Here is a 21,910-nt window from a genome sequence, read left to right on the forward strand (position 1 = left end):
CGCACTTCAGGGTGGGCCCCCGGTGGGTTGCTTCAGAGGTGGAACCAGGCCGCGACGCCGATCACCACGCCCAGGCCGCCTAGGCCGATGGTGGCGTATTCCAGCCAGCGCCGGCGGGTGAGCAGGGCGATGGCGGCCATCGCGATGGAGATCTGCAGCGCGGTGGTCGCCTGGGCCCAGCGGTGGTGCTGGTGCATCTGCGCTTCGGATTTTTCGTCGAATTCGCGGGATTCGGCTTCCAGCTTTTCGGCGGCGACCTTGATCTCTTCCTTTTCGTGCTGGTAGCGGGCGACCTGCTTTTCGTATTCGCCACGCTTGTCTTCGGCCACCAGCACCACGGCCAGCTCGGCAATGTTCTGCTTGCCGCTCTTGGCCTGGTAGAAGGCCCACTGGTTGGCGGCCTCGGTCTTGCGGATCGCGGCGTCGTTCTTGTACAGGCCAGCCGCGGCCTGGGTGGCGCCGCCCATGTAGGAAAAGATCGCGCCGACCGTGGCGAGGATGGCAGTGATCACGGCCAGCTGGCCGGCCATGCTGCCGGCGCCGCCGTGTTGCGCGGCATGTTCAAGTTCGTGGTCGTGGGGACCGTGCACGTGGAATCCGTCGCCGGACATGGGTCAGCTCCTCAGAGGGACGTGTTGATAGGTGACGAAATCGTAAGCCGGTTGACCGTCCGCGGGCTGGCCAGCGATTCGGGCGACTTCGTGGAATTCCGTGCGGTCGAAGCTCGGAAAGAAGGCGTCGCCGTCGGCGTCCTGTTGCACTTCGGTCAGCAGCAGCTGGTCGGCGCGCGGCAAGGCGAGTTGATAGACCTGCGCGCCGCCGATCACGAAGGCCTGCGGTGCGGCCTGGACCAGCAGCAGGGCCTCGTGCAGGCTGGTGGCGCATTCCGCGCCTTCCAACTGCAGGCCAGGCTGGCGCGACAGCACCACGTTGCGCCGGCCTGGCAGCGGGCGGAAGCGCGGTGGCAGCGAATCCCAGGTCTTGCGGCCCATGATGACCGGGCAGCCTTGGGTGGCACGGCGGAAATGGGCCAGGTCCTCGGGCAACTGCCAGAGCAACTGGTTGTCTCGGCCAACGCAGCCATTGCGGGCCACGACGGCGATCAGGGTGACGAGGGTTCGGCGGATCATCGGCGGGCATTGTCGCCCTTGCTGCGGGTGAGCACCCATTCGACTGCGAGGTGATGCGCCTAGACTGCACTGCAACATGCACCACCCGGCCGACCCAGCCCCTGCTCCGGGGGATGCCGAGCACACGGAGGCCGTCGCAGCGGGTTCGTCCACAGGGCGGACCGGACAGGCGTGGCCGCCAGGGCGGTGGGCCGCCACGCCCTTGGCTGCGCCACTGCGCGCGGCTTGGCAGCTGGAGCAGTTGCACCTGGTGTGGCTGCACGCCGCCTCGGCGATGGTGCTGGCCAATGCCTTTGCGATGCTGGGCGCCTGGCAGCTGCGGGCCAGCGTACCGGCGAGCTTGCTGTGGCAATGGGTGCTGCTGAAGCTGGTGGTAGCCTTGTTGCGCTTGCTGCATGCGCGCCAGCTGATGCCGCTGCTGCAGCCCTTTCCGGACGTGCCGGGCCGGCCTGAGCACGGCGAAGAACCTGCCGCCGACGGGCGTCTGCCGCGTTGGCGCCACTTGACACTGGGCGGTTTGCTGATCGATGGCGCGGTCTGGGGCCTGGCCGGCGCCTGGCTGATGCACGACGTGCCCGAGGTCGTCGCGCTCGTCGTGGCCAGCCTGGCCAGCGTGGCCTGCGTGGCGACCTTCGGGCTGCAGATCAGCCTGGCGGCCACGGCCTGCTACGTGCTGCCCATCCTGCTGCCCACCGCTGCTTCGCTGCTGTTGCGCGGCGACCGGCTCGGGGTGTTTGGCGGATTGGGCCTGCTGTTGCTGGTGGCCGCGCAGCTGGCCACTGCGGCCCGCATGCAGCGGCGCCTGCTGCAGGCGGTGACGCTGCGCCTGCAGGCGCGCGATCTGATGCGCGAGCGCAGTGATGCGCTGCAACTTGCCTTGCAGCAAAGCGCCGTGAAGTCCAAGTTCCTCGGCGCCGTCAGCCACGAATTGCGCACGCCGCTGCACGGCATCATGGGCCTGGCGCGGCTGATGCATCTGGACAGCGCGGACGCCTTGGCGCGCCGGCGCATCGAGCTGATCGAGTCCTCCGGCCGCCACCTGCTCGGCTTGATCAGCGACCTGCTGGACATGGCGGTGATGGAAGAGGGCCGCTTTGCGCTGCGCGAGGAAGTCTTCGACCTGTGTGCGCAGCTGAACCAGGTGATGGGGGTCTACGAAGTGCGGGCGCAGGAGAAAGGCCTGCGGCTGGATGTGGACTGCGGGCTGAGCTCGCCACTGTGGGTGCGCGGCGACCCGGTGCGCTTCCGCCAGGTGCTGCACAACCTGCTGGGCAATGCGGTGAAGTTCACCGCGCAAGGCCACGTGGCGCTGCGCGTGCGTCCAGCCGAGGACGACGGCGAGGGCGAACGCTGGTTGATTGAGGTCGAAGATTCCGGCCCTGGCATTGCAGAGGCCGATCAAGCCCGGGTATTCGAGGCCTTTGAGCAGGCCGATGCCGGCATGCGGCCACTGGAGGGCACAGGCCTGGGCCTGCGCATTGCACGCGCCATTGCGCAGCGCATGGGCGGTGGGCTGACGCTGGAAAGCCGGCTCGGCGAAGGCTGCTGCTTCCGTTTCGTGGCCCGCCTGCCGCGGGTGGCCGAAGCCGCCAGTGCGGCGCAGGTGCCTGCGGATTCACTCGCTGGCCAGCACCTGCAGGTGCTGCTGGCCGAAGACGACGACGTCAACGCGATGATCGCCGAGGCTTACCTGCAGCGCCTGGGCGTGGTCGTGGAACGTGTGCCGAACGGCCGCGAGGCGGTGCGCCGCGCCTTGCGCGACAACGGCCGGCCCGACCTGGTGCTGATGGACTGCCGCATGCCGGTGATGGACGGCTACGAAGCCACGCGCGAGATCCGCCGCCGCGAGGCCGCGCTGGGCCTGCCACGCCTGCCCATCGTGGCGCTCACCGCGACCGTCACCGCGCTGAGCCGCGCGCAGTGCCTGGAAGCGGGCATGGACGATTTCCTCTCAAAGCCCTTCACGCTGGACGATCTGGCGCGGGTGCTGCAGCGGCCATTGCCCGTCGCCGAGGCAGGCAACTGAAGGGGCAGCGTCCGGTCAGACCGCGACAGGGGCCTTGATCGCTGCGTGGTGCTGGTAATCGACGATCTCGAAGTCCTCCAGCGTGTAGTCGAAGATCGATGCGGGGCGGCGCTTGATCTGAAGCGTGGGGTACGCAAACGGTTCGCGTGCCAGCTGGGTCTGGACCTGCTCGAAGTGGTTGTTGTAGAGGTGGCAGTCGCCGCCGGTCCAGATGAAGTCGCCCACGTCCAGGTCGCACTGCTGGGCCAGCATGTGGGTCAGCAGCGCGTAGCTGGCGATGTTGAAGGGCACACCGAGGAAGATGTCGGCGCTGCGCTGGTAGAGCTGGCAGCTGAGCTTGCCGCGGCCGCCGGGTTCGGTGGCCGGTGCCACGTAGAACTGGAACATCGCATGGCAGGGCATCAGCGCCATCTTGTCCAGCTCGGCCACGTTCCAGGCGCTGACCAGGATGCGGCGCGAATCGGGGTTGGTCTTGAGCTGCTGCACGACCTGGGCGATCTGGTCGATGTGGCCGCCGCCGGGCGTGGGCCAGCTGCGCCACTGCACGCCGTAGACCGGCCCGAGGTCGCCGTCGTCGCGGGCCCATTCGTCCCAGATGGTGCAGCCGCGTTCCTGCAGCCATTGCACATTGGAGTCGCCGCGCAGGAACCACAGCAGCTCGACGATGATGGCCTTGGTGAAGACCTTCTTGGTGGTGACCAGCGGGAAGCCTTCGGAGAGGTCGAAGCGCATCTGGTGGCCGAACACGCTGAGCGTGCCGGTGCCGGTGCGGTCGCCCTTGGCCACGCCGTGTTCGAACACATGCCGCATCAGGTCCTCGTACTGGTGCCGAACCGGGGGGCGAACCGGGCGCGAGGTGGGCGAGGGCTGGCTGGTCATGTGTGCAGGCGAAAAAAAGCCGGGGCACAAGCGCCCCGGCCGGGATTGTAGAAGTCGAGGATCAGCCTTGGTTCAGCCCTGCTTCTCGGCCAGGAAGATCTCCACGCGACGATTGCGTGCACGGCCGTCGTCGGTGCTGTTGTCGGCGATGGGCTGGTGCGAGCCACGGCCGTCGGTGCTGATGCGCCCGGCGGCAACGCCACGGGTGACCAGGTAGTCCTTGACGCTGGCAGCGCGGTCGACCGAGAGCGGGTTGTTGATGGCATCACTGCCGGTCGAGTCGGTGTGGCCGACGATCTGCACCTGCATCACACTGCTGTCCAGGCCAGCCGCGAATTTGTCCAGCACCGGCCGCAGTTCCGGTCGAATCGCCGAGCGGCCGACATCGAAGCTGATGTCGCTGGGCACGTTGACCTGCAGCTGGTTGTCTGCCGTGCGGGTGACCTGCACACCCGTGCCGGCGGTGGCCTGCTCCATGGCGCGGCGCTTGTCTTCCATGCGCTTGGACCAGACGTTGCCGGCGACCGCGCCGAGCGCGCCACCGATCAGCGCGCCGGTGCCGGCCTTGCCGCCGGTGGCCGAGCTGATCACCGCACCGCCGATCGCGCCGATGGCAGCGCCGCCGGCGGTGCCTTTTTCGCGCTCGCCCATGTTGGCGCAGCCGGTCACGAAGACCGTGGCGCTGAGCAGCGTGAGGCCGGCCGCGTGCGCCAGGGGGCGGAAGTTGAAGCGTGGGGTGTTGATTTTAACCTGCATGGAAGACTCCTGTGTGTTCGAGTTGGGATGCGGGCGCCGCAGCCACGCGAGCGCCGTCGCAGCCATTAGGGACCGGAAACGGCGTAAAAGTTCAGCTGCCGCTGTATCGGCGAGTGTCAGCCCGTTCAGCTCAAGCGGCGCGGACCTGCGATTCGCCGCCAAACTGCAGCGCCGCCAGCCGTGCATACAGCCCGCCTCTGGCCATCAGCTCGGCATGCCGGCCCTGGTCGACGATGCGGCCCTGGTCCAGCACGACGATGCGGTCGACCTGCTGCACCGTGGCCAGCCGGTGGGCGATGACCAGCGTCGTGCGGTCGGCCATCGCGGCCTGCAGGGCGGCCTGCACCACCCGCTCGCTCTCGGCGTCCAGCGCGCTGGTGGCTTCGTCCAGCAGCAGCAGTGGCGGGTTCTTCAGGATCGCGCGGGCAATGCTGATGCGCTGGCGCTGGCCGCCCGACAGGCGCACACCGCGCTCGCCGAGGAAGCTCTGGTAGCCGCCGGGCAGCGCGAGGATGAAGTCGTGCGCAAAGGCCGCCTTGGCCGCTGACATGACTTCCTCGTCCGTCGCCGTGGGGCGGCCGTAGCGGATGTTTTCCATCGCATTGGCCGAAAAAATCACGCTGTCCTGCGGCACGATGCCGATGCGCTCGCGCAGGTCGTGCAGGCGCGTGCTGCGCACGTCCACCCCGTCCAGCGTGACGGTGCCGGCGTCCACGTCGTAAAAGCGCAGCAGCAGCTGGAACAGCGTGGACTTGCCGGCGCCGCTGGGGCCGACCAGCGCCACCGTCTCGCCCGGCTTGATCTGCAGGTTCAGGTCGGCCAGCGCGGCCTGGGCCGGCCGGGAAGGGTAATGGAAACGCACATGGTTCAGCGCCACCGCCGAGCCGCCACGCGTGACCGGCAAGGCCTGCGGCTGGGCGGGCTCGGCCACGGTGGACTGGGTGGCCAGCAACTCCATCAGCCGCTCGGTTGCCCCGGCAGCACGCAGCAGGTCGCCGTAGACCTCGGACAGCACCGCCACCGAGCTGACCAGCACGATCACGTACAGCACCGTCTGTCCCAGGTGGCCGGCGGACACGTCGCCACGGATCACCGCCTGCGTGCCCTGGTACAGGCCGAACAGCAGCGCGCCGAAGGTGGCGCTGATGATGAAGGCGATCAGCACCGAGCGCACGCGGGTGCGGCGGCGGGCGGTCTCGAAGGCCGCCTCGGTTGCGCGGTCGAAGCGCGCGGCCTCGCCGGCTTCCTGGGTGTAGCTCTGCACCACTGGAATGGCATTCAGCACCTCGTTGGCCAGTGCGCTGGCGTCGGCCACGCGGTCTTGGCTGGCGCGCGAGAGGCGGCGCACGCGGCGGCCGAAGTACAGCGCTGGTCCAACGATCAGCACCAGCATCGCCAGCACCGGCAGCATCACTCGGGCATTGGTGAAGATCAGCATGCCCAGGGCGCCCAGGCCCATCACGCTGTTGCGCAACCCCATGCTGAGGCTGGAGCCGACGACGGTCTGGACCAGCGTGGTGTCGGTCGTCAGCCGGCTGATGACCTCGCCGCTGGAGGTCGTCTCAAAAAAGCCCGGGCTTTGCAAGACGACGTGGCGATAGACAGCATTGCGCAAATCAGCAGTGACACGCTCGCCCAGCCAGCTGACCATGTAGAACCGCAGCGCCGAGAACACGCCCAGCAGCACGCCGACGACGAACAGCGCCAGGAAATGCTCGCGCAACTGCATCACCCGCGCGCCAGGCTCGGCGGCCACCAGGCCTTGGTCGATCAGCGACCTCAGCGCCACCGGCATCACCAGCGTGGCGGCGGCAGCGGCGACCAGCGAAACCAGGGCCAGCGCGATGCGCCAGCGATAGGGGCGCAGGAAGGGCAGCAGGCCACTGAGTGAGCGGGGGCTGCGGGCGGTGGGTCGGTCGGCAGAAGCGGGCTGGGTCATGCCGGCCAGTGTAGGCAGCGCTTCGTGACGAGGCGCCGTTGAGACAAAACCTTGCAAAACGCAAGCCTATTCAATCATCGCCTGATCAATACTTGCCTGAACAAATATAGTTCAGGCATGAAATCGACCCAGGCCTCTCCCGTCTCGCCGTCTACCGCCCTTGAAGGGACAGGGGACGCGCCTGCGGGCATCGCTTTTTACGCGCCCGGCCAGTACAAGTCCGAGGACAGCGTGGGCTACCTGATGCGCTTGGTGATGAACTCCGTGATGACGCGGGTGGATGCCCGGCTGTCGGCACTCGACATGACCCATGCCCAGTGGCTGCCCCTGTTCAAGCTGGTGGCCGACAAGGACCACACGATGGCCAGCCTGGCGCGTGAGCTCGGCACCGACCCGGGTGCCATGACCCGCTCGCTGGACCGGCTGGAAGCCAAAGGCCTGCTGCGCCGCGAACGTTCCACTGCGGACCGCCGCGTGGTGCACCTGGTGCCGACCGATGAAGGCCGGGCTGTTGCCGCGCAGGTGCCGCCGGTGCTGTCCGACGAGATGAACCGGCACCTGGCTGGCTTCTCGGCCGCCGAATGGCAGCAGTTGTTGCAGTTCCTGCGGCGAATGATCGCCAACGGCGAAGCACTCAAACCGGGCTGCTGCGGCAATGTCGGCGCAGCCATCGTCGCCAGCGCGGTCATGGCCGGCACCACGCCCCCTGCTGCGGATGTCAGCGGCTGAAACTTCAAGAACAAGGAGCCTGCACATGGCCCACTTTCCCCTGCTGCCGCGCCGCGGCAATGCCTCCAGAACCCATCTCCTGTCGTCTCTGTTGCCCATGTCCATTCACAGCCTCTCGAACCTGGCCCGCGCCTTCGGTCCTGCCAGCCTCACCACCGCGGTGGCGCTGGTCTCGGCCGCGGTGCTGCTGACCGGCTGCGCCAGCCCTGGCCCGGACCACACGCCGCTGGCCCGGACCGAACCCGCCGTGCTCGGCCTGACCCAGCAAGCCACGCCTGAAACCGCCGCGCTGAACTGGTCGGTGCTGGGTGATGCGCGCCTCAGCAGCCTCATCGAGCAGTCGCTGCAAGCCCATCCCAGCCTGGCCGTGGCCCGCGCCCGGGTGGCGCGCGCGGTGGCGCTGGCCCAGTTGAACGAGGCTGCCAACGGCCCGCAGGCCACGCTGAGCAGCGACGTGACGCGGGAGCGCTTCAGCGCCAACGGCATCTACCCGGCACCGCTGGGCGGCGGCACCTGGAACATCGGCAACCTGCAGGCCGGTGCCAGCTGGTCGCCCGACTTTTTCGGCAAGCACGAGGCCGAACTGGCCGCAGCGCTTGGCCAGGCCAAGGCAGCGCAGGCCGACGCGGCAGCGGCAGCCAGCGGGCTGTCAGCCCAGGTGGCGCATGGCTATGTGGCGCTGGCCAGGCTGCTGGCGCAGCGCGAAGTGGCCGAGCGCACGCTGGCACAGCGTGAAGAGCTGCAGAAGCTGACCCGCCAGCGCGTGGATGCTGGCCTGGACACCAAGGTCGAGCAGGTGCAGGCCGAGGGCGCGCTGCCGGACACGCGGGTGCAGATCGAGGCGCTGAACGAGCAGATCATGCTGGCCCGCCATCAGCTGGCCGTGCTGGCCGGCCTGGCGCCGCAGGCGCTGGACACGCTCAGCCCGAAGCTGGACGCGATGGCGCTGGCCCAGTTGCCCACGGTGCTGGGTGCCGACCTGCTGGGCCGCCGGCCTGACGTGGTCGCGGCTCGGCTGCGTGTCGAGGCGGCAGGCCAGGACGTGAAGGTCGCCCGCACCGAGTTCTACCCGGACATCAACCTGACCGCCTTCATCGGCTTCAACTCGCTGGGCCTGGACCAGCTGTTCGAAGCCGGCAGCCGCCAGTACGGCGTGCAGCCTGCGCTGCGCCTGCCCTTGTTCGACGGTGGCAGGTTGCGCGCGCAGCTGGGCGCCAAACAGGCCGATCTGGACGCCTCCATCGCGCAGTACAACGGTGCGTTGCTGGACGCCGTGCGCGAAGCGGCCGATGCGATCGGCTCGCTGGCTTCGCTGAACCGCCAGCAGGCCGAGCAAAACGGGGCGCTCAGGAGTGCCGAGACGGCTTATGACCTGGCCCGTCAGCGCCACGGTGCCGGCCTGGGCAACTACCTGATCGTGCTGAACGCTGAAAGCCAGCTGCTGCTGCAGCGCCGCACGGCGGTGGACCTGCAGGCCCGCCAGCTCGACAGCCGCGTGTCGCTGGTCAAGGCGCTGGGTGGTGGCTGGACCGAACAGCCCCAGGCCGTGGCGCAGGCTGCCACCGGCAAGCCAGGCGCGCCGTGATCCGGCGCCGCGTTGGCCACCTTCCATACCCATTCCGATTGCAGATGCAAACCGGGTTCCACGAGAACCCGACTCACTTCGAAAGCTTGCCATGAGCGACAACAACAACGCTGAACCCAACAACACCCGCCGCCGCGGCCTGACCGTGATTGCCGCCGTCGTCGTGCTGGCCGGTGCCGGCTGGGGCGTGTACCACTGGATGAACGGCCGCTACCTGCAGAACACCGACAACGCCTACGTGGCCGGCAACGTGGTGCAGATCACGCCGCTGGTCAGCGGCACGGTGGTCTCCATCCTGGCCGACGAAACCGACTTCGTGCGCGCCGGCCAGCCGCTGGTGAAGCTCGACACCACCGACGCCCGCGTGGCGCTGGAGCAGGCTGAAGCCCAGCTGTCCAAGGCCATCCGCGACACCCGCGGACTGTTCGCTGGCAACGGCACGCTGTCGGCCCAGATCGCGCTGCGTGAAGCCGATCTGACGCGTGTGCAGAGCGACCTGGCCAAGGCGCAGGACGATGTGAACCGGCGTGCCGCGCTGGTCGCCTCGGGCGCGGTCGGCAAGGAAGAGTTCCAGCATGCCAACAACCAATTGGTGAGCGCCAGGAGCGCGGTGTCCGCGGCCCAGTCGGCCGTGATCGCTGCCCGTGAACAGCTGACGACCAACCAGGTCCAGACCGACGGCACCAGCGTCGAGCAGCATCCTGCCGTGCAGGCCGCGGCCTCCAAGGTCCGCGAGGCCTACCTGACGCTGCGCCGCGCCGAGCTGCCGGCGCCGATGGACGGCACCGTGGCCAAGCGCGCGGTGCAGATCGGCCAGCGCGTGCAGGCCGGCGCGCCGCTGATGACGGTGGTCTCGCTGAACCAGCTGTGGGTGGACGCGAACTTCAAGGAAAGCCAGCTGCAGAGCCTGCGCATCGGCCAGCCGGCCGAGCTGGAAGCCGACGTGTACGGCAAGAAGGTCGTGTTCCACGGCAAGGTGTCCGGCCTGGGCGCGGGCACTGGCGCAGCCTTCTCGTTGCTGCCGGCGCAAAACGCCACTGGCAACTGGATCAAGGTGGTGCAGCGCGTGCCTGTGCGCATCGCGCTGGACCCGGCCGAGCTGCGCGCCAATCCGCTGCGCGTGGGCCTGTCGATGGACGTCACGGTGAATGCCGAGGACCAGAGCGGCAAGGCGCTGGCCGATGTGCCGCGCGGCGACGCCGTGGCCCAGACCGTCGTCTACGAGACGCTGGAGAAGGACGCCGACACGCGTGTGCAACAGTTGCTCGCCAGCAGCCTGGGCCGCCATCAGGTGGCGGCCGCTGCCGGCAACCTGGCCGCCAGCGCCACCACGGTGCATTGAGCACGGACTGAAAGGCTGTTGCCATGAGTGCTGATACTTCAGCGCAGCCCGGCGCTGCGGCGCCTGCAGCTGCGCCCGCCGGGCCGCCGCCTGCGGGCCCAGGCGCGCCGGCTGGCTACGCGCCGCTGCACGGCCTGCCTTTGCTGCTGGGCACGATCTCGCTGTCGCTGGCCACGTTCATGAACGTGCTGGACTCGTCCATCGCCAACGTGTCGATCCCGGCGATTGCCGGCGACGTGGGCGTGAGCCCCAACCAGGGCACCTGGGTCATCACCAGCTTCGGCGTGGCCAATGCGATTTCGGTGCCGCTCACCGGCTGGCTCACCCAGCGCTTCGGCGCGGTGAAGCTGTTCACGATGAGCGTGCTGCTGTTCGTGCTGACCAGCTGGCTGTGCGGCTTCGCGACCTCGCTGGAAATGCTGGTGGTCTGCCGCGTGGCCCAGGGCCTGGTGGCCGGGCCGATGATCCCGCTGTCGCAAACCCTGCTGCTGTCCAGCTATCCGCGGGCCAAGGCTGGCATGGCGCTGGCGTTATGGGGCGTGACGACGCTGGTCGCGCCGGTGGTGGGCCCGCTGCTGGGCGGCTGGATCACCGACAACGTTTCCTGGCCGTGGATCTTCTACATCAACGTGCCTGTCGGCCTGCTGGCCGCGGGCATCACCTGGTGGATCTACCGCGACCGTGAAACCACGATCCGCAAGTTGCCGATCGACACCGTCGGCCTGACGCTGCTGGTGCTGTGGGTGGGCTCGCTGCAGCTGATGCTGGACAAGGGCAAGGAACTGGACTGGTTTGCCTCCAACCAGATCGTGATCCTGGCGCTGGTCGCGGGCATCTCGTTCGCCGTCTTCCTGGTGTGGGAGCTGACCGAGAAACACCCGGTGGTCGACCTGCGGCTGTTCAAGGGACGCAACTTCGCGTTTGGCGCGTTGGCGCTGTCGGTGGCTTACGGCCTGTTCTTCGGCAACGTGGTGCTGATGCCGCTGTGGCTGCAGCAATGGATGGGTTACACGGCGACCAGTGCGGGCCTGGCGCTGGCGCCGGTGGGCTTGTTCGCCATTCTGCTGACGCCGCTGGTGGGCAAGAAGGTCAGTGAATGGGACCCAAGGAAAATGGCCACAGGGGCCTTCATCGTCTTCGCGCTGGTGCTGTGGATGCGCTCGCATTTCACACCGCAGACCGACTTCATGCAGATCCTTGTGCCCACGGTGATCCAGGGCGCGGCGATGGCGTTTTTCTTCATTCCGCTGACGACGCTGACGCTGTCTGGCCTGCCGCCGGAACGCATTCCTGCCGCGGCCGGCCTGAGCAACTTCGTGCGCATCACTGCGGGTGCGATGGGCACCTCCATCGCCACGACGCTGTGGGAGAGCCGCGCGGCTTTGCACCACGCGCACCTGACCGAGCCGATGACCGGCCAGCAGGACGCCCTGAGTGGCGCGCTGACCGGGTTGAACCAGGCGGGCCTGACGACCGACCAGGCGCTGATCCAGATCAACCGGCTGATCGACGTGCAGGCCTTCACCCGCGCGGCCGACGACATCTTCATCGGCTCGGCCGTGCTGTTCGTGCTGCTGATCGGCCTGATCTGGCTGACCAAACGCCCCGCGCCGCATGCCGGTGGCACACCGGCCGACGCGGGTGGTGCGCATTGATGGGGCACTCGGTGCCGCGAGTACGCAGCACCACCCGCCGAGCGGGTTGAGCCGCCACCTTGGGACGGCCCGGCGGTGGTGGCTCTGCGTCGCGTGAGGTGATCGACCAAAGCGGCCGGCGAGCTTCAGTCCTGGCTGGCCGCTTCTTCTTTGGGCCCGTCCGCCGCGGGTGGTGCGGGCAGGCGCCCACGCCTGGCCAGCGCCTCGCGCAGCAGGTACTCGACCTGTGCATTCGCGCTGCGCAACTCCTGCGCCGCAAGCCGCTCGATCTCGGCCCACAGCGCAGGGTCGATGCGCAGCGGGTAGCTCTTCTTGCCCGGACTGGCCATCAGCGGCCCGTCCCCGGCCTGTTGCCCAGGCGGGGTGCCAGCAGGTTGACGAGGGCCGCTGGCTCGCTGCAGCCGATGCGCACGGTGCGCCCGTCGCTTAGCGTGAGCTGCACTGCTTGCAGGCCGCGCAGGTTGTAGAGCATGCCGTTGCGCGTTGCGCGGATGCCCCAGCCTTCTGTCCAGCGGGTGCGGGTTGGCGCCACGCGCTGGATGTCGGCCAGCAGCACCTGGCCGCGCGGCCAGCCCATCCAGCCGAAGGACCAGCGTAGGCGCTCGGCGTTGAGCGACACGCTGAAGCGGCCAAAGGTCAGCAGCAGCCCGGCCTGCACCGCGACGATCAGCGCGTAGACCGGCAAGGTGTCGTGCCATTGGCCGCCGCTGCGCAGGTCGGCCAGGATCGCCAGTGGCAGGCCCAGGCCCAGTGCCAGCAGCAGGCCCAGCAGCGGCAGGCTGGCGTACTGGCGTTCGAGGTAGATCTCGTCGAGCGGCGAGCTGGATGGCGAAGCGGTGTCTTGCATGCGGTGGTACATGGCAGGCCTTGCGCGTCAGTTGTACAGCGTGCCGGTGTTGATGATGGGCTGGGTGTCCTTGTCGGCGCACAGCACCACCAGCAGGTTGCTGACCATCGCCGCCTTGCGTTCGTCGTCCAGCACCACGATGTCGCGCTCGGACAGGCCGCGCAGCGCGGCTTCCACCATGCTGACCGCGCCCAGCACGATCTGCGTGCGCGCGCCGACGATGGCCTCGGCCTGCTGGCGGCGCAGCATCACCTGGGCGATTTCCGGTGCGTAGGCCAGGTGGGTCAGCTTGGCGTCCAGCGCCTCCACACCAGCTGCGCCAAAGCGCGCCTGGAGTTCCGTCTTCAAGGCATGGGCCACTTCGTCGATGCTGCCGCGCAGCGTCGTTTCCGCGGCTGCAGCCTGGGTGGCCGCGCTGTCGGTCGGATCGCTGGTGTGGTCATAGGCGTATTGCGAGGCGAGGTGGCGCAGCGCGGTTTCGGCCTGAACCTTCACGTACAACTCGAAATCATCGACCTCGAACACCGCCTGCGCGGTGTCGCGCACCCGCCAGACCACGGCCGCGCCGATCTCCACCGGGTTGCCGCGCTTGTCGTTGACCTTCAGCGTTGGCGCATTGAAGTTGCGAGCGCGCAGCGAGACGCTGCGGCCGGCGAACAGCGGGTTGGCCCAGCGCAGGCCTTCGGCCCTGTCGGTGCCGCGGTACTGGCCGAACAGCGTCAGGATGCGCGCGGTGTTGGGCTGGAGCATGTACAGGCCGGCTAGCGTGATGACTCCGCTGAGCACCAGCAGCACACCCAGCAGGATGCTGGCGACCAGCGGCAGCACCTGCAGCACCAGCGACAGCGCGCCGGCCAGGATCAGCGCCAGCGCGGCGGCGATCATCGCGTAGCCGTTGAGCGAATGGAACGGATTTTCCGTGCGGGCGGGGGTCTGCATGAGGTTTCCTCGGCGGCCAACGGCCAGAAATCAAAGTGATATCACTTTAATCTCAGATCGCCTGACCGGTCAAGCGCACGCACCCGCGCCTGTGAAGCCGGCTGCGGCGTGAGTGAAATTCCGGGTTGCTTTACCCATTTCCTCACGTTGTCAACACTGAAGGAAACGCACATCGCAGCCGAAATGTGTTGGAATAATTACTGACATTTTTTGTCCTTCTGGCATGGCCTCAACCGACCTCGACATGGATTGGGCACACCGGCTCTCACGCGCCGTCACCCGCATGGGCTTGCGCTCCGCCTGGCTGTTTCAGCTCGGCGTGGCCTTGTGTGTAGGCGCGTTTGTCGCGGCCGTGCTGATGTGGATGGACCACGCTTCGTGGCCTGCCGCGCTGGCCGGCGCCGCGATCGCGCTGGTGCCCGCGCTGCTGACTGGCGGCGTGGCGCTGAACCTGGCCAGCGCGCTGGCGCAATCCACCCAGCAGCGGCAAATGCTGTGCGTGGACGATGAACTGACCGGTGTCAGCAACCGCCGCCAGTTCCTGCGCCTGGCCGACCGCGAATGGGCCCGCTGCCGCCGCTACGGCGACGACGGCGCGCTGCTGCTGATCGACACCGACCACCTGCGCCGTATCAACGACAACCTCGGCCAGCGCTGTGGCGACGCGATCCTGCTCGAAGTCACCCGCCGCGTCAGCGCCACGCTGCGCCAGTCTGACGTGCTGGCCCGCTTCGGTGGCGCCGAACTGGCCGTCTTTCTGCCTCACACCGACCCGCTGGGTGCGCTGGACGCAGCCGAGCGCATTCGCCAGCAGGTGGCCGCAACGCCTTTCCGCTGGGACAAGGCGCATGTGGTGGCCACCGTCAGCGTGGGCGTGGCCCATGTGCACGCTGGCCAACTGGCGCTGGACGGTCTGATCCAGGAAGCCGAAGCGGCGCTGCGCACCGCCAAGGACGCCGGCCGCAACTGCGTGCGCGCTGCGCCCATCCTGCCGCGCCAGAGCGACCCGTCGCGCTCGGTCACGCCATCCTGATCGCGCATTGACGCCCCATGACAAAGCGGCCTGCAGGCCGCTTTGTCATCTCCGCTTTCCTACGCAGGGACCTGGTAGTGCCGCGGCCCCATCAGGTCGATGCCGCACTGCAGCTCGCGCACCCAGGCGATGAATTCGCCGATGGCCGGGCCGGTCAGTGGCGCTCCGTGCTGCGGCACCAGCATCTGGATGTCCAGCGGGCTGACCATGTCGGCCCAAAGCCTGAGGACCTTGTTCGAGACCATGTAGCGGCGGTGAAAGGCCTCCATGCGTGGCAACAGCGTGGCCAGCGACGAGACGGGCGTCCTGGCGATCTCGCCACTCACCATCGAGACGCCCAGGTCCCCCGAGAACAGGATCTTGCTGACCGGGTCATAGAACTGGAAATTGCCCTCGGCGTGCAGGAAGTGCGCCGGCAGCGCGATCAGGTCATGCCTGCCGATGCGGATGCGCATGCCAGGGTCCGGAATGCCGACGATGCGGCCTATCGTCTTGCCGGGCTTGCAGAAGTGCGGAATGAAGCGCTCCCACACCGTGGACACGTAGATCTTGGCGTTGGGCGTGGAAGTGGTCCAGCGGTCCAGCGATGCGACGATGTCCGGGTCGGCATGGGAGGCCAGGATGGCCGAGAGCTTGTGCGGCGGGAAATGCCGCGTCATCGTCAGATACAGCTCGGAGTAGGCCAGGTTGCCCCCCGGATCGATGATGGCGCCCGTCCCGTCGTCGACGATGAGGAACTGGTTGGACTGAACCGCCTCTCCGCCGGATTCGTCGGCCAGGTCGGAAAACATCAGGCACTGGTGGCCCGGCGATTGGTGAAGGATGACGGGCATGCTGCCATGCTAGGGGGCCGCGCCAGCTCGTCGTTTGATACTCCGCAAGCGCGGGCGCTGTGGGCCGTTCAATCCGGCCTAGAGTCAGCGCGCCTGGATCGCCTGCAGCACTTGCCTGCGCACCTCGTCGGCGGGATCCCCTCCGTCGCAGGCCACCACCTGCCGGGCCATGCTGCGCAGCCATGTGAGTTGCCGCTTGGCCAACTGGCGCGTCGCGGCCACGCCGCGGGCCATCAGGTCATCGTGCAGGGCCTGGCCTGACAACCCGGCGTCCAGCGCTTCCCAGGCTTGGCGGTAGCCCACGCAGCGGATGGACGGCAAGCCTGGATGCAGCCCGCCGCGCGCGCGCAGTGCCTGCACTTCGGCAAGGAAGCCCTGCGCCAGCATCGCTTCGAAGCGCAGCGCAATGCGCTCGTGCAGCCAGGCGCGTGACAGCGGCTCCAGCGCAATCAACAGGTGCCGAGCCGGTGCAGCGGGCGTCTCGGCGCGCGAGTGGAAGCTTGAGAGCGGCTGGCCCGTGAGGTGCCAGACCTCCAGCGCACGCTGCACGCGTTGCGCATCCGCTGGCGCAAGCCGCGCCGCGCTCACCGGGTCCACCTCGGCCAGCCTGGCATGCATGGCCGGCCAGCCCAGGCGGGCGGCTTCGGCGTCCAGTTCAGCGCGCAAGCTGGCATCGCCTTGCGGCAATTCATCCAGCCCGTCGACCAGTGCCTTGAAGTACAGCATGGTGCCGCCGACCAGCAGTGGCAGCCGGCCGCGTGCCTGGATCTCGGCGATCAGCGTCTTCGCGTCGCGCGCGAACTGCGCGGCCGAGTAGGCCTGCTCGGGTTCGATGATGTCGATCAGGTGATGCGGCACCAGCGCCTGCTCGGCGGCGCTGGGCTTGGCGGTGCCGATGTCCATGCCGCGGTAGACCAGCGCCGAATCGACGCTGGTGATCTCGACCGGCAGCGCCTGTGCCAGCGCCAGCGCGGCGGCGGTCTTGCCCGAGGCGGTCGGCCCGGCCAGGCCGATCCAGTCCAGCGCGTTCCGGTTCATGCGGCGGCGATGCGCCTGGGTTCGCCATGCCAGCGCACCAGCGTGAAAGCCACGCCGATGACCGCCAGCGAAGCCAGCGCCAGGCCGATGGCCAGCGGTGCCAACTGGCCGTTCATCGCGCGGCCCATGCCCAGGCCGATGGCAAACGCCACCAGTGCCAGGATGCAGCCGGACAAGGCCGAGGCGAGACCGGCGGCTTGCGGAAACGCGCCGACCGCGCCGGCCTGGCCACAAGGCTGGTGAATGCCATGGCCGAACACGTACAGCCAATGCGCCACCAGCACGCCGGCCAGCGGCGGCTGCGCCGGGCTGGCGCAGGCCAGCATCAGCAACCCGCCAGCCAGCGACATCACGCCACCGATGCGCACCGCACCCGCCAGCCCGCGCCACGGCACCAGTCGCCTGCAGGCCAGCGTGCCCAGCATGTACGAGCCGGAGGCCGAGGCCATCACCAGCCCGTAGGCCCAGGGTGCCAGCCCCAGTGTGCCAATGTAGACAAACGGCGAGCCGGCCAGCAGCACGATCAGCCCGCCGTAGGTGGTCGAGATCAGCGCGGTCCAGGCACGGAAACCGGGGTGCCGCAGCACTTCGGCAGTGGTGCGCGCCAGCGGTCCGGCGTTGAGCGCCTGCAGGTTGCGACTGGGCAGGCTTTCCGGCAGCGTGCGCCAGACGAACAGCAGCGTCAACGCACCGCCCAGCGCCACCGCGGCCATCGCTGCGCGCCAGCCCAGGCTGGCTGCCAGCATGCCGCCTAGCACCGGGCCCAGCATCGCGATGACACCCAGCCCGAACAGCCCGCGCGACATGACCTGCGCGCCTTCGAAAGGCTCGTAAAGGTCGCGCACCATCGCCCGGGCGCAAACAACCGAGGCCGCCATGCCCACGCCTTGTACCGCGCGCAGCAAGATCAGCGTCGCCATGTCCGGTGCCAGCGCCACGCCCACGCCAGCCAGTGCATGAAGGAACAGCCCACCGAGCAGCACCGGGCGGCGGCCGAAACGGTCCGACAGCGGCCCCATCAGCAGCTGCGCCAGCCCGAAGCTGAGCAGCAGCGCGGACATCGTCAGCTGCGCGGCCGCCATGCCGGCGCCCAGCGCGTGGCGAAGCAAGGGCAACGCGGGCAGGTACAGGTCGGTCGTGAGGGGCTGCAGGCCCAGCAGCAGCGACAGCGCCAGCGCAAGCTGCGCTTCGGTCAGGCGCGGTGCCGGCACCGCGGCAGGCAACGCGGTGCTCGTGTCAGAAACGCTCATCTTCGCGCAGGTAGCGCCACTGGCCCGCAGGCAGCTTGCCCAGCACCACGCTGCCGATGCGCACGCGCTTGAGTGCCGTCACCTTCAGGCCCACCAGCTCGCACATGCGGCGGATCTGGCGTTTGCGGCCCTCGCGCAGCACAAAGCGCAGCTGGTCCTCATTGGCCCAGCTCACCTTGGCCGGCTTCAGCTCGACATCGTCCAGCCACAGGCCGTGGTTGAGCTTTTCCAGGTTTTCCGGTGGGAACGGGCCTTCGCCCATCGGTTCGACCCGCACCAGGTATTCCTTCTCGACCAGCGAGTGCTCGCCAATCAGGTGCTTGGCCACGCGGCCGTCCTGGGTCAGCACCAGCAGGCCGGTGGAGTCGATGTCCAGCCGGCCGGCGGGTGCCAGGCCACGGGCGTGGCCAGCGTGGAAGGGCTTCTGGGTCGGGTCTTCTTCCCAGTGGTTGGCGGCGGTGACCAGCACGACCGCCGGCTCATAGCCGTCTTCGGCCTGGCCGCTGACGTAACCGATGGGCTTGTTGATCAGCACCGTGATGCGCTTGGCCTGCTGGGTGTGCGCGGCCGGGTCGATCTCGATGCGGGCATTGGGCTTCACGCGCTGGCCGAGCACGGCCATTTCGCCGTCCACCTTGACCCAGCCCGCGTCGATCCAGTCGTCCGCCTCGCGGCGGGAGGCGAGGCCGCGGTCGGACAGCACCTTGGACAGGCGCACGCCTTCGGCCGGGTCGCGCGGCGGCGTGGCGCCGGGGTAGACCTTGGCTTTGGACGGCGCTGCCTTGACGGCGCGCGGGCCGCGGGCTGCCGGGTCCTGGCGCGGGTAGGCCGGGCCGGCGTCGCGCGGCTGCGGGCGGGCCGGGCCGTCGGGCCGGGCGGAGCTGACGTTGCGGCGCTGGTCGTTGCGGGCCAGGCCGGGATCGGCCGCAGGTGGGCGTTCGCGCGGCCGGTCGAACGATGGCGCAGGGCGTGCGTCGCCGCGCGGTGCCTGGCGGTCGTCCCAGCGAGGCGCCGGGCGGTCGTCGTTGCGCGGACCCTGGCGCGGCTCGCTGCGTGCGTCCGGGCGACGGTCGCCTCGGGCGTCGGGGCGACCATCACCACGCGCGTCCGCGCGCGGCGCATAGGTCACCGTGGGCTTGGGCGCTGCGGGCTTGCCGTCTTCGGCAGGTGCGGGCGCAGCAGCGGGTGCGGTGGGCGAACCGGTGGCCGTGCGGGCCAGCGGGCGTTTGGGGGTGCGTTGGATGTCGCGGTCTGAGCGCATGTTGGGATCCAGTTCAGGGAGAGGGCTCAGCGGCCGCGCAGAAACAGCGCGTCGAGTTCTTTCAGGGTCAGCTGGCGCCAGGTGGGCCGGCCGTGGTTGCATTGCTCGGAGCGTTCGGTGTGCTCCATCTGGCGCAGCAAGGCATTCATTTCTTCGAGGCTGAGGCGCCGGTTGGCGCGCACTGCGCCATGGCAGGCCATGGTCGCCAGCAGGTCGTCGCGGGCGCGCTCGATCAGGTGCGCGGCGTCGGCCTCGGCCAGTTCAGCGAGTTCGGCCAGCACCGAGCGAGCGAGCTCGACAGGGTCGGCATCCGGCAGCGCGGCAGGGCGGCTGCGCACGGCCAGAGAGGTGGGCCCCAGCGGGCTCAGGTCCAGGCCCAGCGCCATCAGGTCGGCCTGCCGGGCTTCGGCCACGGCGACCTCGGTGGCTGTGGCCGCGAAGGTGGCCGGGATCAGCAACGGCTGCGCGGCCAGGCCGGTGAGGCGGGCCTCGGCCTTCATGCGCTCGTAGACGATGCGTTCATGCGCCGCGTGCATGTCGACGATGACCAGGCCGTGCGCGTTCTGCGCCAGCACGTAGACGCCCGACAGCTGGGCCAGTGCGCGGCCCAGCGGCCAGTCGCCGTCCAGTACCGCGGCGCGGTCCATCGGCGGGTCGCCCGCCGGGGCCGTGGGCAGGTTGATGGGGGTGGTCGACGGCGGTGCGAAGGTCGCCGGGCTGGCCCACGGCGCGGGCGCTTCGCGGACGTAGAGCTGGCCCAGGTCGGCCAGGCTCAGGCGCTGCTGGTGAGCGGTGGGTGGCAGGCCGGCGCCGGTGGCGTACGAGGCGGGCAGGCTGGGTTGGCGGTCGCCCCAGGAGGCGGACGCGGGCTGCGCCGCTTCGGCACCCAAGGTCGCCGTGGGCAGTGGCTCCTGCGAGATGGCGGCGGGCAGGTGCGCGCCGGCCGGGGCCGAGAGCGTCTTTTCCACCGCGCGCTTGACGACCGAATACACCTCGCCCGATTCGCGGAAGCGCACCTCGATCTTGGTCGGGTGCACGTTGACGTCCACGCGCGTCGGGTCGATGTCCAGGAACAGCACGTAGGCCGGCTGCTTCTGGCCGTGCAGCACGTCCTCATAGGCGCTGCGCAAGGCGTGCGTGATCAGCTTGTCGCGCACGTAGCGGCCGTTGACGTAGACGTACTGATGGTCTGCGCGGTTGCGCGCGGCTTCGGGCAGGCCCACGCGGCCTTGCAGCCGCATCGGTCCGGCCAGCAGTTCCACCGGCCGGCTCTGCGCCACGAAGTCCTCGCCCAGCACGTCGGCCATGCGTTGCTCGTGCAGCGCGCGGCGCCATTGTTCGACCAGCTTGCCGTCGTGCCAGATCGCAAAGCCCACGTCCGGCCGCGCCAGCGCGTGGCGGCGCACCGCCTCGATGGCGTGCGACAGCTCGGTCGGGCCTGACTTGAGGAACTTGCGCCGCGCGGGCGTGCTGAAGAACAGCTCGCGCACTTCGATGCTGGTGCCTTGCGCACGGGCGGCAGGTTGCAACTCGCCGCTGCGGGCGTCCAGCCTGCGGGCCTGGGAAGCATCTGCGGGGCGGCTGACGATGTGGGTTTCGGAGACCGAGGCGATGGCGGCCAGCGCCTCGCCGCGGAAGCCCATGGTCATCACGCCTTCGAGCTCGGCCAGCGAGCTGATCTTGCTGGTGGCGTGGCGCTTGAGCGCCAGCGGCAGCTCGTCATGCGGAATGCCGCAGCCATCGTCCTCGACCACGATGGCCCGCACGCCGCCGGCCACCAGGCGCACGGTGACCTGCTCGGCGCCCGCGTCCAGCGCGTTGTCCACCAGCTCGCGCACCACCGAAGCCGGGCGCTCCACCACCTCGCCGGCAGCGATCTGGCTGACCAGTTCGTCGGGCAATTCGCGGATCGGGCGGCGCGGCGCGGCCTGCAAGGCGTTGTGCAGTGGCGGATGCACGTTGTCGTTCATCCCGGGATTGTAGAGAGCCCGTGTGATGTCCACCCTGATAATCCCTGCCCATGGACTTTCTCGCCCCCCTGATCGACCTCATATTGCACGTGGACAAGCACCTCGCGGTGTTCGTGACCAACTACGGCACCTGGGTCTACGTACTGCTGTTCGCCATCATCTTCGTGGAGACCGGCGTGGTGGTGATGCCTTTCCTGCCGGGTGATTCGCTGCTGTTCGTGGTCGGTGCTATGTGCGGCACCGGGCTGATGAGCCTGCCGGTGTCGCTGGCGGTGCTGCTGGTGGCCGCGGTGCTGGGCGACCAGGTGAACTACACGATCGGCCGGGCGCTGGGGCCGAAAGTGTTCAAGTGGGAGCAGTCCCGCTTCTTCAACAAGCGGGCCTTCGAGCAGGCCCATGCCTTCTACGAGCGCTATGGTGCGGTGACCATCATCGTCGCGCGCTTCATGCCGTTTGTGCGCACGTTTGCACCCTTCGTGGCCGGCGTGGCGGCGATGAGCCGCACGCGCTTCACGCTGTTCAACCTGATTGGCGGCGCGCTCTGGGTGGTCGGCGTGATGATGGCTGGCGTGCTGTTCGGCAACATCCCCTGGGTGCAGCAGAACCTCGAAAAAATCATCTGGGCGATGATCCTGATTCCTGGCGTGGTGATCCTGGCCGGTGCCGTGAAGGCGCGCCGCCGCGCCCCGGCCTGACGG

Annotated in this window: 20 protein-coding genes; 7 read left to right on the forward strand and 13 right to left on the reverse strand. The window is 68.9% G+C overall.

The window, feature by feature from the left end:
• Positions 1-32 precede the first annotated feature (32 nt).
• Both LRH25_RS30860 and LRH25_RS30865 read right to left on the reverse strand, forming a co-directional pair.
• Positions 33-611 carry a DUF4337 domain-containing protein gene (locus LRH25_RS30860; RefSeq protein WP_141283951.1) on the reverse strand — a complete coding sequence of 193 codons (579 nt, stop codon included), beginning with the start codon at positions 609-611 and terminating at the stop codon, positions 33-35.
• Between the two features lie 3 nt (positions 612-614).
• The gene (locus LRH25_RS30865; protein WP_141283949.1) at positions 615-1,130 is read right to left on the reverse strand and encodes a dihydrofolate reductase; all 516 of its coding nucleotides are present in this window, start codon (positions 1,128-1,130) and stop codon (positions 615-617) included.
• A 202-nt stretch (positions 1,131-1,332) separates the two neighbouring features.
• Here LRH25_RS30865 and LRH25_RS30870 point away from each other — a divergent pair, with 202 nt between their 5' ends.
• Positions 1,333-3,156, forward strand: a complete 1,824-nt coding sequence (locus LRH25_RS30870; protein WP_170200668.1) for an ATP-binding protein — start codon at positions 1,333-1,335, stop codon at positions 3,154-3,156.
• A 15-nt stretch (positions 3,157-3,171) separates the two neighbouring features.
• On the opposite strand, the gene LRH25_RS30875 is transcribed toward LRH25_RS30870, so the two are convergent.
• The 3 genes from LRH25_RS30875 to LRH25_RS30885 form a co-directional block, all read right to left on the reverse strand.
• A complete protein-coding gene (locus LRH25_RS30875) occupies positions 3,172-4,035 on the reverse strand; it encodes a thymidylate synthase (protein ID WP_141283945.1) in 864 nt (287 codons plus the stop codon).
• 72 nt (positions 4,036-4,107) lie between these two features.
• Positions 4,108-4,791, reverse strand: coding sequence for a YiaD family glycine zipper/OmpA-like lipoprotein (locus LRH25_RS30880; protein WP_141283943.1), 684 nt, complete (start codon positions 4,789-4,791; stop codon positions 4,108-4,110).
• A gap of 130 nt (positions 4,792-4,921) precedes the next feature.
• Entirely contained in the window at positions 4,922-6,730 is a 1,809-nt protein-coding gene (locus LRH25_RS30885) for an ABC transporter transmembrane domain-containing protein (RefSeq protein WP_141283941.1), read from the reverse strand.
• 117 nt (positions 6,731-6,847) lie between these two features.
• Here LRH25_RS30885 and LRH25_RS30890 point away from each other — a divergent pair, with 117 nt between their 5' ends.
• From LRH25_RS30890 to LRH25_RS30905, 4 genes are all read left to right on the forward strand, one after another.
• A complete protein-coding gene (locus tag LRH25_RS30890; RefSeq protein ID WP_141283939.1) occupies positions 6,848-7,459 on the forward strand; it encodes a MarR family winged helix-turn-helix transcriptional regulator in 612 nt (203 codons plus the stop codon).
• 97 nt (positions 7,460-7,556) lie between these two features.
• Complete coding sequence (locus LRH25_RS30895) at positions 7,557-9,044, forward strand: efflux transporter outer membrane subunit (protein ID WP_231013143.1); 1,488 nt, start codon at positions 7,557-7,559, stop codon at positions 9,042-9,044.
• Between the two features lie 91 nt (positions 9,045-9,135).
• Positions 9,136-10,386, forward strand: coding sequence for an HlyD family secretion protein (locus LRH25_RS30900; protein ID WP_141291055.1), 1,251 nt, complete (start codon positions 9,136-9,138; stop codon positions 10,384-10,386).
• Between the two features lie 23 nt (positions 10,387-10,409).
• Complete coding sequence (locus LRH25_RS30905; RefSeq protein WP_259374214.1) at positions 10,410-12,041, forward strand: DHA2 family efflux MFS transporter permease subunit; 1,632 nt, start codon at positions 10,410-10,412, stop codon at positions 12,039-12,041.
• Positions 12,042-12,166: 125 nt separating this feature from the next.
• Here the strand turns inward: LRH25_RS30905 and LRH25_RS30910 are convergent, their stop codons facing one another.
• Genes LRH25_RS30910 through LRH25_RS30920 form a run of 3 tightly spaced genes read right to left on the reverse strand, consistent with a single transcriptional unit; the run spans position 12,167 to position 13,827 of the window.
• The gene (locus LRH25_RS30910; RefSeq protein ID WP_141288160.1) at positions 12,167-12,370 is read right to left on the reverse strand and encodes a type II toxin-antitoxin system antitoxin; all 204 of its coding nucleotides are present in this window, start codon (positions 12,368-12,370) and stop codon (positions 12,167-12,169) included.
• Positions 12,370-12,888, reverse strand: a complete 519-nt coding sequence (locus LRH25_RS30915) for a hypothetical protein (RefSeq protein WP_141288161.1) — start codon at positions 12,886-12,888, stop codon at positions 12,370-12,372. Before LRH25_RS30915 ends, LRH25_RS30910 begins: the two co-directional genes overlap by 1 nt.
• Positions 12,889-12,915: 27 nt before the next feature.
• Complete coding sequence (locus LRH25_RS30920; RefSeq protein WP_141288162.1) at positions 12,916-13,827, reverse strand: SPFH domain-containing protein; 912 nt, start codon at positions 13,825-13,827, stop codon at positions 12,916-12,918.
• Positions 13,828-14,071: 244 nt separating this feature from the next.
• Between LRH25_RS30920 and LRH25_RS30925 the strand changes: the two genes are divergently transcribed.
• The gene (locus LRH25_RS30925) at positions 14,072-14,860 is read left to right on the forward strand and encodes a GGDEF domain-containing protein (RefSeq protein WP_170200907.1); all 789 of its coding nucleotides are present in this window, start codon (positions 14,072-14,074) and stop codon (positions 14,858-14,860) included.
• A gap of 59 nt (positions 14,861-14,919) precedes the next feature.
• On the opposite strand, the gene LRH25_RS30930 is transcribed toward LRH25_RS30925, so the two are convergent.
• From LRH25_RS30930 to mutL, 5 genes are all read right to left on the reverse strand, one after another.
• Positions 14,920-15,693 (reverse strand): oxygen-binding di-iron domain-containing protein, encoded by a 774-nt coding sequence (locus LRH25_RS30930; RefSeq protein ID WP_141288164.1) that lies wholly within the window; start codon positions 15,691-15,693, stop codon positions 14,920-14,922.
• Positions 15,694-15,777: 84 nt separating this feature from the next.
• Positions 15,778-16,731 carry a tRNA (adenosine(37)-N6)-dimethylallyltransferase MiaA gene (gene miaA / locus LRH25_RS30935; protein ID WP_141288165.1) on the reverse strand — a complete coding sequence of 318 codons (954 nt, stop codon included), beginning with the start codon at positions 16,729-16,731 and terminating at the stop codon, positions 15,778-15,780.
• Positions 16,728-17,981, reverse strand: coding sequence for a multidrug effflux MFS transporter (locus tag LRH25_RS30940; protein ID WP_141288166.1), 1,254 nt, complete (start codon positions 17,979-17,981; stop codon positions 16,728-16,730). The genes miaA and LRH25_RS30940 overlap by 4 nt, the downstream gene beginning before the upstream one ends.
• On the reverse strand, positions 17,968-19,242 hold the full coding sequence (locus tag LRH25_RS30945) for a pseudouridine synthase (protein ID WP_231013136.1): 1,275 nt from the start codon (positions 19,240-19,242) through the stop codon (positions 17,968-17,970). The genes LRH25_RS30940 and LRH25_RS30945 overlap by 14 nt, the downstream gene beginning before the upstream one ends.
• Positions 19,243-19,268: 26 nt before the next feature.
• Positions 19,269-21,212, reverse strand: coding sequence for a DNA mismatch repair endonuclease MutL (mutL, locus tag LRH25_RS30950; RefSeq protein ID WP_231013137.1), 1,944 nt, complete (start codon positions 21,210-21,212; stop codon positions 19,269-19,271).
• A gap of 50 nt (positions 21,213-21,262) precedes the next feature.
• Here mutL and LRH25_RS30955 point away from each other — a divergent pair, with 50 nt between their 5' ends.
• Positions 21,263-21,907, forward strand: coding sequence for a VTT domain-containing protein (locus LRH25_RS30955; RefSeq protein WP_141291046.1), 645 nt, complete (start codon positions 21,263-21,265; stop codon positions 21,905-21,907).
• Positions 21,908-21,910: the final 3 nt, after the last annotated feature.

It is taken from the genome of Ideonella azotifigens (genome assembly GCF_021043325.1).
Lineage (GTDB): Bacteria > Pseudomonadota > Gammaproteobacteria > Burkholderiales > Burkholderiaceae_C > Ideonella > Ideonella azotifigens.

Excerpts from the sequence above, each read along its gene's own strand:
- LRH25_RS30860 (WP_141283951.1), bottom strand. The coding sequence starts at position 611 with ATGTCCGGCGACGGATTCCACGTGCACGGTCCCCACGACCACGAACTT.
- LRH25_RS30865 (WP_141283949.1), bottom strand. The coding sequence starts at position 1,130 with ATGATCCGCCGAACCCTCGTCACCCTGATCGCCGTCGTGGCCCGCAAT.
- LRH25_RS30875 (WP_141283945.1), bottom strand. The coding sequence starts at position 4,035 with ATGACCAGCCAGCCCTCGCCCACCTCGCGCCCGGTTCGCCCCCCGGTT.
- LRH25_RS30880 (WP_141283943.1), bottom strand. The coding sequence starts at position 4,791 with ATGCAGGTTAAAATCAACACCCCACGCTTCAACTTCCGCCCCCTGGCG.
- LRH25_RS30885 (WP_141283941.1), bottom strand. The coding sequence starts at position 6,730 with ATGACCCAGCCCGCTTCTGCCGACCGACCCACCGCCCGCAGCCCCCGC.
- LRH25_RS30890 (WP_141283939.1), top strand. The coding sequence starts at position 6,848 with ATGAAATCGACCCAGGCCTCTCCCGTCTCGCCGTCTACCGCCCTTGAA.
- LRH25_RS30895 (WP_231013143.1), top strand. The coding sequence starts at position 7,557 with ATGTCCATTCACAGCCTCTCGAACCTGGCCCGCGCCTTCGGTCCTGCC.
- LRH25_RS30900 (WP_141291055.1), top strand. The coding sequence starts at position 9,136 with ATGAGCGACAACAACAACGCTGAACCCAACAACACCCGCCGCCGCGGC.
- LRH25_RS30905 (WP_259374214.1), top strand. The coding sequence starts at position 10,410 with ATGAGTGCTGATACTTCAGCGCAGCCCGGCGCTGCGGCGCCTGCAGCT.
- LRH25_RS30910 (WP_141288160.1), bottom strand. The coding sequence starts at position 12,370 with ATGGCCAGTCCGGGCAAGAAGAGCTACCCGCTGCGCATCGACCCTGCG.
- LRH25_RS30915 (WP_141288161.1), bottom strand. The coding sequence starts at position 12,888 with ATGCAAGACACCGCTTCGCCATCCAGCTCGCCGCTCGACGAGATCTAC.
- LRH25_RS30920 (WP_141288162.1), bottom strand. The coding sequence starts at position 13,827 with ATGCAGACCCCCGCCCGCACGGAAAATCCGTTCCATTCGCTCAACGGC.
- LRH25_RS30925 (WP_170200907.1), top strand. The coding sequence starts at position 14,072 with ATGGATTGGGCACACCGGCTCTCACGCGCCGTCACCCGCATGGGCTTG.
- LRH25_RS30930 (WP_141288164.1), bottom strand. The coding sequence starts at position 15,693 with ATGCCCGTCATCCTTCACCAATCGCCGGGCCACCAGTGCCTGATGTTT.
- miaA (WP_141288165.1), bottom strand. The coding sequence starts at position 16,731 with ATGAACCGGAACGCGCTGGACTGGATCGGCCTGGCCGGGCCGACCGCC.
- LRH25_RS30940 (WP_141288166.1), bottom strand. The coding sequence starts at position 17,981 with ATGAGCGTTTCTGACACGAGCACCGCGTTGCCTGCCGCGGTGCCGGCA.
- LRH25_RS30945 (WP_231013136.1), bottom strand. The coding sequence starts at position 19,242 with ATGCGCTCAGACCGCGACATCCAACGCACCCCCAAACGCCCGCTGGCC.
- mutL (WP_231013137.1), bottom strand. The coding sequence starts at position 21,212 with ATGAACGACAACGTGCATCCGCCACTGCACAACGCCTTGCAGGCCGCG.
- LRH25_RS30955 (WP_141291046.1), top strand. The coding sequence starts at position 21,263 with ATGGACTTTCTCGCCCCCCTGATCGACCTCATATTGCACGTGGACAAG.